Origin of the sequence: Streptococcus parasanguinis (assembly GCF_000963275.1) — a bacterium.
GTDB lineage: Bacteria > Bacillota > Bacilli > Lactobacillales > Streptococcaceae > Streptococcus > Streptococcus parasanguinis_B.
The window spans coordinates 1,129,397-1,143,153 of record NZ_JYOW01000001.1; the positions used below are offsets into that span (position 1 = coordinate 1,129,397).

Genomic DNA, 13,757 nt, shown 5'->3' on the forward strand with positions numbered 1-13,757 from the left:
AGATTGTGAAACTATATTTTATTCGACACGGACGGACAGAATGGAATGAAGAAGGACGTTTTCAGGGATCAAATGGCGATTCTCCGCTGTTACCAGCCTCTATTCATCAGCTTGAAAAATTAGGAAAGCACCTGGCTAGTGTTCCTTTTGATGCAGCCTTTGCAAGTGATCTACCACGAACAGTCCATACCGCACAGATCCTCCTCGATCAATTGGAAACACCTCTAGAATTGCAAGCAACGCCTGCTCTTCGTGAATGGAATTTGGGAAAATTGGAAGGAGCTAAAATTTCTACTATTTCCGCTATCTATCCCCAACAAATGGATGCCTTTCGCCATAACCTAGCCCGCTTTCAAAATGAAATCTTTGATGCAGAATCTGTCTATGAAACGACCAAACGTACCTGTGATTTTGTAAAAAGCCTGAAAGGAAAAGAGCTCGATACCGTTCTCATCGTTGGACATGGGGCTAATTTGACAGCTTCTATTCGAACCTTGCTTGGTTATGACACAGGAGAACTTCGCAAAAATGGCGGACTAGATAATGCCAGCGTGACGATTCTGACAACAGATGATTTTGAGCACTATCACTTAGACACTTGGAACGACACCTCTTATATGGAAGACTAAAAAACACTGATCTTGCGATCAGTGTTTTCTTTTAGCTTATTTCATAGTTGGGAAGAGAAGGACGTCACGAATTGTTGTTACATTTGTCAACAACATAACGAGACGGTCAATACCAATTCCAAGTCCACCTGTTGGTGGCATACCATATTCAAGGGCTTCAACATAGTCATAGTCAATGCCTGTAGCTTCGTCATCTCCCAATTCTTTGGCACGCGCTTGTGCTTCAAAACGTTGCAATTGATCGATCGGATCATTCAATTCCGTGAAGGCATTGGCATACTCTTTGGTCATGATGAAGAGTTCGAAACGGTCAGTGAAGCGTGGGTCTTCTGGATTTTTCTTAGCCAAAGGTGACACTGCTACTGGGTGACCATAAACAAAAGTTGGTTGCGTCAAGGTTTCTTCAACAAATTCTTCAAAGAAGGCATTGATAATTTGTCCCACTTCTGTGTAGTGTTTTTCAACTGGTACATGTTTTTCGTTTGCAAGTGCTACAGCTTCTTCAAAGGTCATGTCTTGCCAGAAGTCAATACCTGTGATTTCTTTGATCGCATCAACCATGTGAACTCGTTTGAAAGGTTCGTTGATTTTGATTTCTGTTCCTTGATAGTCAATTGGACCATCTCCATGGACCGCTTTAGCAGCATGTTGGATAATACCTTCTGTTAAATCCATGATATCGTGGAAGTCAGCGTAAGCTTGGTAGACTTCGATCGAAGTGAATTCAGGGTTGTGAGTGGCATCCATTCCTTCGTTACGGAAGATCCGTCCGATTTCGTAAACGCGTTCCATCCCACCAACAATCAAACGTTTCAAGTGAAGCTCAGTCGCGATACGAAGGACCATGTCAATGTTTTGCGCATTGTGGTGAGTGATAAATGGTTTGGCAGCAGCACCCCCAGCTTCATTGTGAAGTACTGGTGTTTCCACTTCAAGGAATCCTTGACCATCTAAATAACGACGGATTTCAGAGATAATTTTTGAACGGGTTACAAAACGTTCGAAGCTTTCACGGTTTGAAATCAAATCCAAATAACGTTTGCGATAGATGGTCTCGACATCTGAAAGTCCGTGGAATTTTTCAGGCAAGGGACGAAGAGCTTTAGACAAGTGTGTGATATGAGTAGCTTTGATTGAAAGCTCGCCCATGTCTGTCCGCATCACTTCTCCTTCTACCCCAAGGAAATCTCCAAGGTCAGCCTTTTTGAAGATTTCGTAGTTTTCTTCTCCAACAGCATCCTTACGAACGTAAATTTGGATTTGACCTTCACGGTCTTGAAGATGGGCAAAGCCAACCTTTCCTTTTCCACGTTTGGTTACGAGACGACCCGCAATAATAGCTGTTTCGTTCAAGTCGTGGAGTTGTTCTTTATCTAATTCTGAATATTTTTCTTTTAATTGACCTGAATTTGCAGTACGTTCGAATCGTTTTCCAAATGGATCGATTCCTTGTTCACGAAGGGCCGCCATTTTCTCACGACGGACAATCTGCTGGTCATTCAATTCTTCCATATGTTCAGTAGTCATTTGGAACCTCCTAAGTTATTCTCCCCTATTCTATCATATTTAGACTAGAAATTCACTAATATTTACCAATTAAACAAAAATAAGATGGAAGAAAAAATGCAGCTTCTTGACTGAATACTCAAAAACATCAGAACACCGTCGTTGACTCCCCAAACAGCATGAACTATCTAAGATAAGATAATTAAAAAGATTTCGATATACTATTCAACAAAAACATAAAAAAGGAGCGTGGAGAATCTCGAACAATTCATCCTAACTCGCTCCCATTTTTTTATTCATAACGCAAGGCCTCGATCGGATTTAACTTAGAAGCCTTATTTGCTGGTAAAATCCCAAAGAGAATGCCTACAAAAGCAGAGAAAATAATGCTACCGATTGCGACATTTAAGGAAATAATCGGTGGTCCTTCTAAGGAGGCTGCAGCAAGGGAAGTAATCAAGCTATTCACACCATAAGCAAGGATAAGTCCAAATAGCCCACCAATGATGGTCAAGACCATCGATTCAATCAAAAATTGAACCAAAATCTTACTTCTCGTTGCTCCCAAGGCCTTGCGAAGACCAATTTCTCTCGTCCGCTCGGTAACAGAAACCAACATGATATTCATGACTCCAATGCCACCAACTAAGAGGGATATCCCTGCAATAGCTCCGATGACTGATGTCATAATTCCTACTACTTTGTTGGTTTCCTCAAGGATGCTATCCAAATTAAAGATTTGGAATTCTCCTTGGCGAACACCTGAAAGTTCTGTTAGCTTTTGAGCAGCTTCGATCCCGACGGATTTGATTTGTTTCACATTCGGTACATGGACGACAATATTTTGAATTTCATCCGTTCCGAATTCAGAAGCCAGCTGAGTATTGGCCATCAAGGCACTTCCACCTGAAGAAGCTCCATAGAGGGCAGTCCCTGCATTTGGATCCTTGAAAATTCCAACGACGCGATAATTGTTGTCCCCAACAGAGACCACCTGATTCAGTGGATTCTCCGTTCCAAATAATTGTTGAGCCAATCCTTCATCAAGGAGCACCACCCGGGAGAAATTACTATAGTCTGAAGGAGTTAATTTTCGTCCAGATAAGAGCTCAACCTTTTTAACAGAAAAATAGGTCTCATTTACCCCTTGGATGTTCACTCCGTCTGCTTTTTTCTTTTGAAAAGCAATGGTTGCATTGGAGGTATTGCCAACATAATAGCCATCGATGCCTTGGATTTTGGTTAATTCCTTGACCCAAGATTCTTGCACAACTGGTGGTGCTTCTTTGACTTGACCATCAATATCTTCAGCATTTTCTCCCTCGATATCCGATGGAGCAGCCATCCCTCGATCTTCAGCTGCAGGGCCACCTTCGCCTCCACCCTCACCTGTATCCTCAGAGGGACCAATATTGATTCCTGTCACATAGCCACTCTTATTGGGAGAATAAGAGATTTGTACATACTCTTGGTCCTTGGTAAAAGTCTTGGTGACACCAGCTTTCATACCATCTCCCAGAGCCATGATGACAACGACAGAAGCAACCCCAATAATGATCCCTACCATGGTCAAGAAAGACCGTAATTTATGGCTCATAATCGAGCTGATCGCAAATTTCCAATTTTGCATTAGGTCCCCCTTTCCAGCTTGCTATCTGAGGAGATCACTCCATCACGAATGACAATGCGACGATGAGCAAAAGCTGCAATTTCTGGTTCGTGTGTAACCATGATAATGGTCTTTCCTTCTTGGTTCAGCTTGGTTAACAAGTCCATTATTTGCTCTCCCGTCTTGGTATCTAGGGCACCAGTCGGCTCATCTGCTAAGACGATGGCTGGCTGATTGACGAGAGCTCGAGCGATCGCAACCCGCTGTTTTTGACCTCCAGAGAGTTCCGAAGGCAAATGGTGCATGCGAGAATGAAGCTCTACCTTTTCAAGATATTGCTCAGCTAATTCCTTTCTTTTAGCAGGATGAACCCCTGCATAAATGAGAGGGAGTTCTACATTTTGAAAGGCATTGAGTTTGGAGAGAAGAAAGAATTGTTGAAAGACAAAACCAATCTGTTCATTTCGAACACGCGCTAATTTTTTCTCACTGAGATTTCCGACTTCCTGGCCTTCTAGGAAATATTCTCCACTGGTCGGCCTGTCCAACAAGCCAATGACGTTCATCAAGGTTGATTTTCCTGAGCCAGATGGGCCCATAATGGCCACAAACTCGCCCTCTTCGACTTCTAAATCGATATCTTTTAAGACACGAAGTTCCTGGTCTCCATTTTTATAGGTTTTATTGATTCCTTTTAGTTCAATCAATTTTGTCATATTTTCCGATCTCTTTTCCATCTTCCAGTTTCTCATTAGGATTCACAATAACTTGGGCATCTTTCTTCAACCCTGACAAGATTTCCTGGTTTTCTGCATCGGCGTTACCAAGCGTCACTTTTACTTTCTTAGCCTTACCATTTTCGACTGTCCATACATAACTCGTATCTCCATCAGCCATGACACTGGTCACGGGAACAAGTGGATGTTGAGTAGAACTTTTGACTTCAATATTGACAGAAAAGCCTTGTTTGAGTTCCCCAATGTCACTGGTAATATCTACTGTGAATGGGTACTTGGCTCCCCCACTTCCTTGTGTTCCACCTGCTGCGTTGGCACCTGCTTGACCCGCGTCAGTCGGATAGTTGGCTACATAAGAAATCTTTCCTGTCCAGGTTTTATCCGGATAAACTTTGGAAGTGAGAACCACTTCCTGACCTTCAGAGATATTGGCCAAATTGTATTCAGACAATTCTCCTTTGACTTGTAAGTGACCGTTGCTCACAATATGTACCAGAATTTGATTGGTCCCTGTAGTCGATTTTGAAACATCTTTATTGACTTCAACGACAGTGCCATCTGTATTACTCTTGACTGTCGTCGCATCCAGAAGTGCCTTAGCCTTGTTCATATTATCAACCGCATCAGACTTGGCATCTCGTAAATCGCTAGCTTGAGAATCAACAGTGCGTTGGGTCTGTGAAGCTGACTTGGCATCTGCTTCTTCATCTCCTGTCGTATCAATGGTCACACCATTTGTCAGTAAATCATTTAACTGACGATCTGCCTTATTGACAGCACGAACGGCTGCATCGTAAGCTGTTTGGGCCTCCGTACTGCTATATTGAACAATCGGCTGACCGGCTGTTACTTGATCTCCTACATTGACCAAAATCGACTGCAAATCCCCTTTGGTTCCATCAAAATAGACATACTGTTCCTGGTTGGCAGTGACTTTCCCAGTTAACAAGACCGAAGAAGCGATCGATCCATCCTTGACCGTTTGCACCATTGGAGTTTCTTTCGTGATTGCTTGATCAGGAGTACTTGGGTGCGAAAACACCATCACACTTCCTGTTCCAATCACCGCAATAGCTGCACCTGCAGCTGCAAATAGTTGCCATTTTTTCAATTTCTTCATCGTTTTTCTCCATCAAAGAAAGCGTTTTATTCTATACCATAGTATACCATATTTCCTTACTTTTCTATCTAAAATTGACACGGCAACATGAAATTTAAATGCTTGGTAACATGCTAAACCCTTGACTTTTGTAACAGTTGATATTACAATCAAACTGAAGTCCAATTTAGGAGGAAAACATGAAAGAATTTGATATTATTTCAATCGGTGGAGGTAGTGGAGGAATCGCTACGATGAACCGGGCTGGAGAGTACGGAGCGCGCGTTGCTGTCATTGAAGAAAAACAATTGGGTGGCACCTGTGTCAACAGAGGATGTGTGCCTAAAAAGATTATGTGGTATGGTGCACAAATTGCAGAAGCAATTCGCGATTATGGACCAGACTATGGATTTACTTCTGAACAGACAAAATTTGATTTTGAAACCTTAAGAAAAAATCGCGAAGCCTATATTGACCGTTCCCGTAATTCCTATGATGGCAGTTTCAAACGCAATGGGGTTGAACGAATTGAAGGACGTGCCCGTTTTGTGGATGCTCATACGGTTGAGGTAAATGGAGAAACCATTAAGGCCAAGCATATCGTAATTGCGACCGGTGCCCATCCCTTTATTCCTTCTGTTCCTGGAGCTGAATTTGGCGAAACTTCTGATGATGTCTTTGCTTGGGAAGAACTTCCTACATCTGTTGCCATTATTGGAGCTGGCTACATCGCAGTGGAACTAGCCGGTGTGCTCCATCATTTAGGAGTCCAAACAGACCTCTTTATCCGTAAAGATCGGGTTTTACGTAGTTTTGATTCCTACATTGTTGATGGCTTAATGGAAGAAATGGAAAAACAAAACCTTCCGCTTCACAAACACAAGGTTCCCATGAAGCTTGAAAAATTAGAAGACGGTCGTGTGAAGATTTATTTTGAGGATATGACCAGCCATGTGGCAGATCATGTTATCTGGGCAACAGGACGAAAACCAAATGTCCAGGATCTCAATCTAGAAGCTGCAGGCGTCACCTTAAATGAAAAAGGATTCATTGCAGTGGATGAATACCAGAATACAGTTATTCCAGGAATCTATGCTCTTGGGGATGTCACAGGAGAAAAAGAATTAACTCCTGTCGCTATTAAAGCTGGACGCACTCTTTCTGAACGACTATTCAATGGAAAAGTGAATGCCAAAATGGATTATACAAACATCCCGACCGTTGTCTTTTCTCACCCCGCTATCGGAACCGTTGGCCTAACGGAGGAAGAAGCCCATCAAACTTATGGAAAAGAGAATATCAAAGTCTATACTTCTCAATTTGCTTCCATGTACACTGCTGTAACCCAACACCGCCAGCAAGCAAAATTCAAACTCATCACTGCTGGTCCCGAAGAAAGGGTCGTTGGCCTTCATGGTCTTGGCTACGGAGTCGATGAAATGATCCAAGGATTTGCAGTTGCTATCAAGATGGGAGCGACAAAAGCCGATTTCGACGCAACCGTCGCCATTCACCCAACCGGATCCGAAGAATTTGTGACAATGAGATAAAACATAAGCTTGAAGTTGTTCCACTTTAAGCTAAAAGGACTATTTTAACAAACAATAGTCCTTTTTCATTTATCTGATTTTTATAAAATCCTTAAAATTTCATAGATAAAATATTTTTATTGTTAAAATCTTACTAATTTGTGATATAATTCACTTTGTAGATGTCTTTTTTGAAAATAGACGAGTGGGGGGTGCACTTTTATTAATGTCGTCTTAAAAGACACCTATAAAAATTTCTCAATTTTGTAAGTTTTTGGCAACAACATACAAATTGATGTAAATATTGGAGAAAAATGGGAGAAGAAAATGAAAAAAATGAATCTAAGTAGACTTTCCAAAGTCTTCTTTATTGTATTTTTACCATTACTATTCATCGTATTGTCGCAATCTGATATGGTAAAAGCTGGCGATGTCAGCAACAATATTAGCTCACTTATTGTTTCATCAGAAGAAATCATAGATGGTGGACAAACAACTGTTAAGTTTACATTTGATGAGCATGCACAAAAGATTCAACCGGGGGATACATTAAAAGTGAATTGGACTAGTTCTGGAACAGTCTTTGGGGTAGGATTTAAAAAGACTATTCCACTAAGTATTGACGGAACTTACGTTGGAGACATGGTCATTACAGATGGATCTGCGACAGTTACTTTCAATGAAGCTATCAAAAACCTTCAAAACATTCGCGGTTGGGGTGAGTTTGAGATTGAGGGTCATAATGATACAGCAACCGATAAGGAGCATGTTGGAAAATTCACTATTATTAGTGGAGCTAGAAAAGTAGAATTAAACGTTAAGAAAATGGCTACTGGTGTTAACAGCGCTCCATTCTATCTCAAAGCGGGTGATATGCACGCGAATGATCCTGAACATATTCTTTGGACACTAACCATTAATGCAATGAACTTAGATGTAGATGGTGATGTTCGTGTTGAAGATGACATCCAAGGTGGTCATTCACTTGTAAAAGATAGTTTTAGTATTACTACTACAGGTAACAAATCAGGATATTACGGTGGCTCAACTGCTATCGATGATTTCTTAGCAGCCTTTCCTGGATCAACATTCACAGTTGATGCTGCAGGAAAAATTACAGTTACGATTCCTCAAAGCCAAATCGATAAAACTGGAGTTCTCATCTTCTACCAAACTAAAGTAGAGAATGAGAATCAAAAGAATTTCTTAAACAATACTAAGGTATGGTATCACGTTAAAGGTGAGCAAGCCGTTGTTGCCAAGGAAGTCAATGCATCTGTTGCAAATATTAATGCAAACGGTGGAGTGGATGGCGATGTGACATCAACCACTACCATAACCACTACGACTCAAGAGCCGACTACCACAACTACGACTCAAGAGCCTACAACTACTACAACTACGACTCAAGAGCCGACTACCACAACTACGACTCAAGAGCCTACAACTACTACAACTACGACTCAAGAGCCTACAACTACAACTACTACGACTCAAGAGCCGACTACCACAACCACTACGACTCAAGAGCCGACTACCACAACCACTACGACTCAAGAGCCTACAACTACTTCAACTACGACTCAAGAGCCGACTACTACAACAACCACGACTCAAGAGCCGGCTACCACAACTACTACAACTCAAGAGCCGGCTACCACAACTACTACAACTCAAGAGCCGACTACTACAACAACCACGACTCAAGAGCCTAAGACTACGGTAACAACTACCGATGAGCCTACAACTACTTCAACTACAACTACAACACCAGAAGAGCCAGAAAACCACAATAGTAGTGAAGAAGATACAACAACAACTACTACAACTGTAGAACCTAAGACTTCTTCATCTACTACAGAAAATCCAAATAAACCTAGTCATTCTGGTACCACAACGACACCAAGTGCGCCAGGTTCAAATGGTGGAAACAATGGGAGAGGTCGCAAACCACTTCTTCCAAATACAGGTGAAGTTGTTGCATCTGGACTCGTCTTCTCTGGAATTCTTGTCTTAGCAGGTGCTGTTGGAATCAAACGGAAATTGACTCGTCAATAATTTATTCATTAAAAATAGTCAATTTTCTAACGAAATAGATTTTCAATGTATCTTAACAAATAGTTCAACTAACAAAGAGAGAACCTTTTAGCTCTCTCTGATTGATAAAAAGAGAGTGGGACAGAAATCGGTAATTCATTAGAATTCGATTTCGTCGTCCCACCTCCGCACAGTTGAGTAGGGCTGTAAAAGCTGATGAAATCAGCGTAGTAGAGCCCACTCAACCACTGCGTCTTGCTCGACAATCCAAAGATAATTAAGAGGCTAGGACTTTTGTCCCAGCCTCTTTTCTTTGTGTAAGCCCTATAAAAATTTGGCTTTCACCGGTTCGTCTACATCTTAAAACATTGGCGAAATAATTAACGAATACCCTTTTTATTCTCTTTAAATCAGGTTTTTGGATGGAATATCAGAAATAGTTTCTAAAATACAAAAAGACAAACGTCAAATGTGACGTCTGTCTTCAAGCTTTTTTTTTGTTTATGGTAAGATGGCAATGGCACGGACAGGTGAACCAGTTGCCTTGTCCCAGTGAGGGAAAGCAATCGAAATCAAAGCACCTACAGCTGGAACTTGGTCCAATTGGTTCAAGACTTCAACTTGGTAGATATTTTGTTCCAAGAGGTAGTATTCATTGACCAAGCCATGCTCTGCTGCTGGAATACCTGCATCGGTATCAAAGGTCTCATGACCCACAGCCTTGACATGGCGTTCATGAATCAAGAATTCCAAGGCTTCACGGCTCCATCCAGGACTTTGTTGAACACCATTTTCATCAAGATTGCGCATAGCATCTTGATCTGGCCAACGTTTTGACCAATCACTACGGAAGGCAACAAAAGCACCCTCAGCAATTTGTCCATGCTCTGCCTCAAAGTCTAAGATATCTTGTTTACTCAAGATAAAGTTTGGATTGGCAGCAACTTCTTTAGACTTGTCGATAACATAAAGTGGCAAGAGGAGATCTTTGAGGTCAATCTCATCCAACCAACGCCCCCCTTCTACAAAGTGAATCGGTGCATCGATATGCGTTCCGTATTGACCAACCACTGTAAATTTTTGAACATGGAAACCATCTTTTAATGTGAAAAGATCTTCTTGTTGCAAGGCAGGAAGGGCTGGGAAGTGTGGACTTTCCGCATTGATTTGGTGACTCAAGTCCACCCATTTTTTAGCTTGCAATTCTTTATAAATACTTAGTAAATCTGACATGTTTCTTCCTCCTTATTCGCCCCAAACTTCAGCGACAATTTCTTTAATCAAACCTATTTTTTTCCATTGGTCTTCTTCTGTCAAAATGTTTCCTTCTTCTGTCGAAGCAAAGCCACACTGAGTAGACAGGTAAAGATTTTCCAACGGTACATACTGACTCGCTTCTTTAATACGAGCAATCACTTCGTCCTTGTTCTCCAATTGACCACTCTTAGATGTCAAGAGCCCTAACACCACTCCTTTTCCAGGGGTTACTTCTGCAAGTGGTTCAAAACCACCAGCCCGATCAGTATCAAACTCTAGGAAGTAAGCATTGACGGCTTCTTCTCCAAGAAGTTCTTTGGCAATCGGAGCATAACCACCTGATGAAGCCCAAGTGGAATGGAAGTTCCCACGACAAACGTGCGTATTGACGGTCAAACCAGCTGGAACATGTTGGTAGACATCGTTGTTAAAGGTCAAGAAGAGATCAGCGAGTTCTCGACGAACCTCATCTTTTGACTTGCCTTGAGTTGCTCCCCAAGCCGTCAAGAAATTATCGTCTACCAAGACACCCCACGTACAGTCATCTACTTGAAGGGTCCGAAGTCCTGCATCATACAAATCTTGAATCACTTGAAGATAGGCTTGCTTGATATCTTCACGAACGGCCGCAAAATCAGGATAGATCGTATTCAATTGTTCTACATGTTCGGCATCACGGATCAATTCAAAATAGAATTGCGCAGGTGCTGGGATGGTATATTTAGCCTCTACACCATCTACATCTGCCACAAGATCCCTCAAGAACTTGTGATGCTCTACAAATGGATGATTGACTCCTGTGATTTTTCCAACGACAAGTGCTGAGTCCGCCTTGGTTGTTTCATCATGGAATTGATAACCTTGAGCAGCTTGGACATGATCAATGCCACCAAAGCCCCAGAAGAAATCCAAATGCCAATAAGCACGGCGGAATTCTCCATCTGTTACTGACTTCAGACCAGCAGCAATTTCTTTTTCAACAAGGTCACGAATTGCCTGATCCTCTACTTTTGTTAAGTCAGCCTGACTGATTTTTCCAGCTGCGAAATCTTCACGAGCTTGAACCAAAGCAGCTGGACGAAGAAATGAACCAACATGGTCTACGCGATAAGGTGCATGTGTATGTGTCAATATGATTCCCTCTTTCCTATAAGTTTTACATTAATTCATCAATGCAACCATTATAGCAGTCCAATACTTGATAAACAAGGGTTTGGGATAATCTAATATCCTTGATATCTATATAGTCTTAGACTATAACAAAAAAAAGAAGTCCTTGAAGGACCCCTTTTCTTAATTTTTAAATGCATCGAGCATGACTTGGAACTCTTCGTTCGTGAGTGTAATGCCTTTTCCCATCTTTGTATGGTCGGGACTCCAGGTCCGGATATCATACTTAGCAGGAGCACCATTAAAACTCACACGGTTCAATTCTTTGGTCCAACCCTTGTCATTTTCTGACAAGACCAATAAATGTTCTTCAATTTGGAATGAAAATTCTGCCATTTCACGACTCCTTTCTCGCCTTCTCATCTCTAATATTCGTAAATCATTTACAAAATCGTTGAAATTATCTATAATATATTGTATCAAGTTATGGAGAATTTAGCTATGAAAAAATTTCTCGAGATCGTTAAAGACCGAGCAAATGAATTTTTCAATGGAAAAGTCAGTACCCCTGCCCCATTAGAAGATGAGAGAATTATTGAAATCATTCAACAAGCATTGCGAAAAAAACAAGGGGTACATGTTATTTTTTCAAATAAGAGTTTTACAGGCGATATTGTCAAGTATGACCAGGAACGCCGACAACTGATCGTGAAAAATTTCAAAAAGAGTATGTCTACGATTATTCGGATTTCTGAGATCCAGAAAATCAGTTTGGTCCCCAATAACATTCGCATCGCCCAACAAAAAGGAGAGATTTTGTACTGACCCCAAAAAGTTAGACAATTAATTTATCCAAAGGATTTAGTTCTGTATTGCACAGGACTAAATCCTTTTAGTTTTACCTTAATGCGTTTGTTGTTGTAGTAATCAATATAGTCTACAATAGCTTGTTCCAATTGCTCAAGTGAGTGAAACGTCTTCTCATAACCATAAAACATCTCAGACTTAAGAATGCCAAAGAAGGACTCCATCATACCATTGTCTGGACTATTTCCCTTACGTGACATGGACGGTTGGATCCCTTTATCCTCTAAAAATTGATGATAATACTGATGTTGGTATTGCCAACCTTGGTCACTATGGAGAATTGTATTTTCGTAATGCTCCTCTGTGAAGGCCTGGTCTAACATAGCTTTCACTTGTTCTAAGTTTGGTGAAGTTGAGAGATTATAGGCGATAATTTCGCTATTAAAGCCATCTAAAACTGGTGATAAGTAGAGCTTTTGACTGCTCGCTGGAATGGCAAACTCTGTCACATCTGTGTAGCACTTTTCCATTGGTTTGGATGCTTCAAACTGGCGTTGAATAAGATTATCTGCTTTCTTGCCAACTTCTCCTTGGTATGAAGAATACTTGCGTTTACGACGAATACGAGCTGTTAAACCAAGAATTTTCATCAGACGTTGCACCCTTTTGTGATTGACCGCACGACTACGATTTCTTAATTCAAGAGTAACTCTACGATAGCCGTAATTTCCCTTATGTTCATCATAAATGGCTTGTATTTCCACTTTGATAGCTTGATCTTTATCTACTTGATTCAATTGCTTTAAGTGGTAATAATAGGTTGAACGAGCAAGTTTGATAATGTTTAGAAGGATATCTAAAGGAAACTCTGTTACCAATCCTTGAACAATTTCTGTTTTTCTTCTTGCTCCTTTTCGTCCCTCAATCGGAGTTCTCTCAACTTTTTTAGAATAGCATTCTCCGCTCTCAGGTACTCATTTTCTGCTTGAAGACGTTCTAACTCTGTCATCTCTTCAGGTTTTTTCTTTGGTTTACGTCCCATTTTAGGCGGTCTCCCTCTTGTTTTCTCAACAATAGTATACCCGTTTTTCTTATATTGTGCTATCCAATTAGGCAACATTCCAACACTTGGAAGAGCATAATCTAGAGACACCCTTATTTGTGAACGACCTTCAATCAGAACTTTATCAATGATTTCTCGTTTTAATTTAGGAGAATAATAACGATTCCTCCCCTTTTTAACAAACTCTATACCGTAACGATCAATCAATTTAATCATGTACTGAAGATTAGAAATGTTTATCCCAAATATATTTGAAAGCTCTTTGAAGCTTCGCCCTTGTTTTCTAAGTTCATAGACCTGAACTTTATCTTTATAAGTTAATTTCATAATAAAAACACCCCAAAAGTTAGATTTTTTCTGTCTAACTTTTGGGG

The 13,757-nt window shown here is 40.9% G+C and carries 12 protein-coding genes; 4 read left to right on the forward strand and 8 right to left on the reverse strand.

All coding sequences use genetic code 11. The features are described from left to right. Nucleotides 1-5: 5 nt before the first annotated feature. Entirely contained in the window at nt 6-629 is a 624-nt protein-coding gene (locus tag TZ97_RS05550) for a histidine phosphatase family protein (RefSeq protein ID WP_045759676.1), read from the forward strand. A gap of 36 nt (nt 630-665) precedes the next feature. Here the strand turns inward: TZ97_RS05550 and lysS are convergent, their stop codons facing one another. The 4 genes from lysS to TZ97_RS05570 all read right to left on the reverse strand — a co-directional run bounded on the left by lysS (nt 666) and on the right by TZ97_RS05570 (nt 5,601). Beyond that, nucleotides 666-2,156 carry a lysine--tRNA ligase gene (gene lysS, locus TZ97_RS05555; protein WP_045759677.1) on the reverse strand — a complete coding sequence of 497 codons (1,491 nt, stop codon included), beginning with the start codon at nt 2,154-2,156 and terminating at the stop codon, nt 666-668. 271 nt (nt 2,157-2,427) lie between these two features. Beyond that, nucleotides 2,428-3,765, reverse strand: coding sequence for an ABC transporter permease (locus TZ97_RS05560; protein ID WP_045759678.1), 1,338 nt, complete (start codon nt 3,763-3,765; stop codon nt 2,428-2,430). After that, nucleotides 3,765-4,460 (reverse strand): ABC transporter ATP-binding protein, encoded by a 696-nt coding sequence (locus TZ97_RS05565; RefSeq protein WP_003002759.1) that lies wholly within the window; start codon nt 4,458-4,460, stop codon nt 3,765-3,767. Before TZ97_RS05565 ends, TZ97_RS05560 begins: the two co-directional genes overlap by 1 nt. After that, nucleotides 4,444-5,601: an efflux RND transporter periplasmic adaptor subunit gene (locus TZ97_RS05570; protein ID WP_045759679.1), complete on the reverse strand. Its 1,158-nt coding sequence runs from the start codon at nt 5,599-5,601 to the stop codon at nt 4,444-4,446. Before TZ97_RS05570 ends, TZ97_RS05565 begins: the two co-directional genes overlap by 17 nt. 179 nt (nt 5,602-5,780) lie before the next feature. Here TZ97_RS05570 and gorA point away from each other — a divergent pair, with 179 nt between their 5' ends. Next, nucleotides 5,781-7,130, forward strand: a complete 1,350-nt coding sequence (gene gorA, locus TZ97_RS05575) for a glutathione-disulfide reductase (RefSeq protein ID WP_045759680.1) — start codon at nt 5,781-5,783, stop codon at nt 7,128-7,130. 306 nt (nt 7,131-7,436) lie between these two features. Further along, entirely contained in the window at nt 7,437-9,167 is a 1,731-nt protein-coding gene (locus tag TZ97_RS10915; protein ID WP_045759681.1) for an LPXTG cell wall anchor domain-containing protein, read from the forward strand. 480 nt (nt 9,168-9,647) lie between these two features. Here TZ97_RS10915 and TZ97_RS05585 read toward each other — a convergent pair whose 3' ends face one another. The 3 genes from TZ97_RS05585 to TZ97_RS05595 all read right to left on the reverse strand — a co-directional run bounded on the left by TZ97_RS05585 (nt 9,648) and on the right by TZ97_RS05595 (nt 11,909). Next, complete coding sequence (locus TZ97_RS05585) at nt 9,648-10,379, reverse strand: cyclase family protein (protein WP_003015569.1); 732 nt, start codon at nt 10,377-10,379, stop codon at nt 9,648-9,650. A gap of 12 nt (nt 10,380-10,391) precedes the next feature. After that, nucleotides 10,392-11,534, reverse strand: coding sequence for a 5-methyltetrahydropteroyltriglutamate--homocysteine S-methyltransferase (locus TZ97_RS05590; RefSeq protein ID WP_045759682.1), 1,143 nt, complete (start codon nt 11,532-11,534; stop codon nt 10,392-10,394). A gap of 162 nt (nt 11,535-11,696) precedes the next feature. Then, complete coding sequence (locus TZ97_RS05595) at nt 11,697-11,909, reverse strand: YdbC family protein (RefSeq protein WP_003002541.1); 213 nt, start codon at nt 11,907-11,909, stop codon at nt 11,697-11,699. 90 nt (nt 11,910-11,999) lie between these two features. Here TZ97_RS05595 and TZ97_RS05600 point away from each other — a divergent pair, with 90 nt between their 5' ends. Then, complete coding sequence (locus TZ97_RS05600) at nt 12,000-12,338, forward strand: hypothetical protein (protein ID WP_045759683.1); 339 nt, start codon at nt 12,000-12,002, stop codon at nt 12,336-12,338. A 23-nt stretch (nt 12,339-12,361) separates the two neighbouring features. On the opposite strand, the gene TZ97_RS10235 is transcribed toward TZ97_RS05600, so the two are convergent. After that, nucleotides 12,362-13,710 (reverse strand): IS3 family transposase gene (locus TZ97_RS10235; protein ID WP_152620230.1). Its coding sequence is split into 2 segments (ribosomal slippage): nt 12,362-13,278 and nt 13,278-13,710, totalling 1,350 coding nucleotides; the frame shifts between segments, so codons are not numbered across the junction. Between the last annotated feature and the right edge of the window lie 47 nt (nt 13,711-13,757).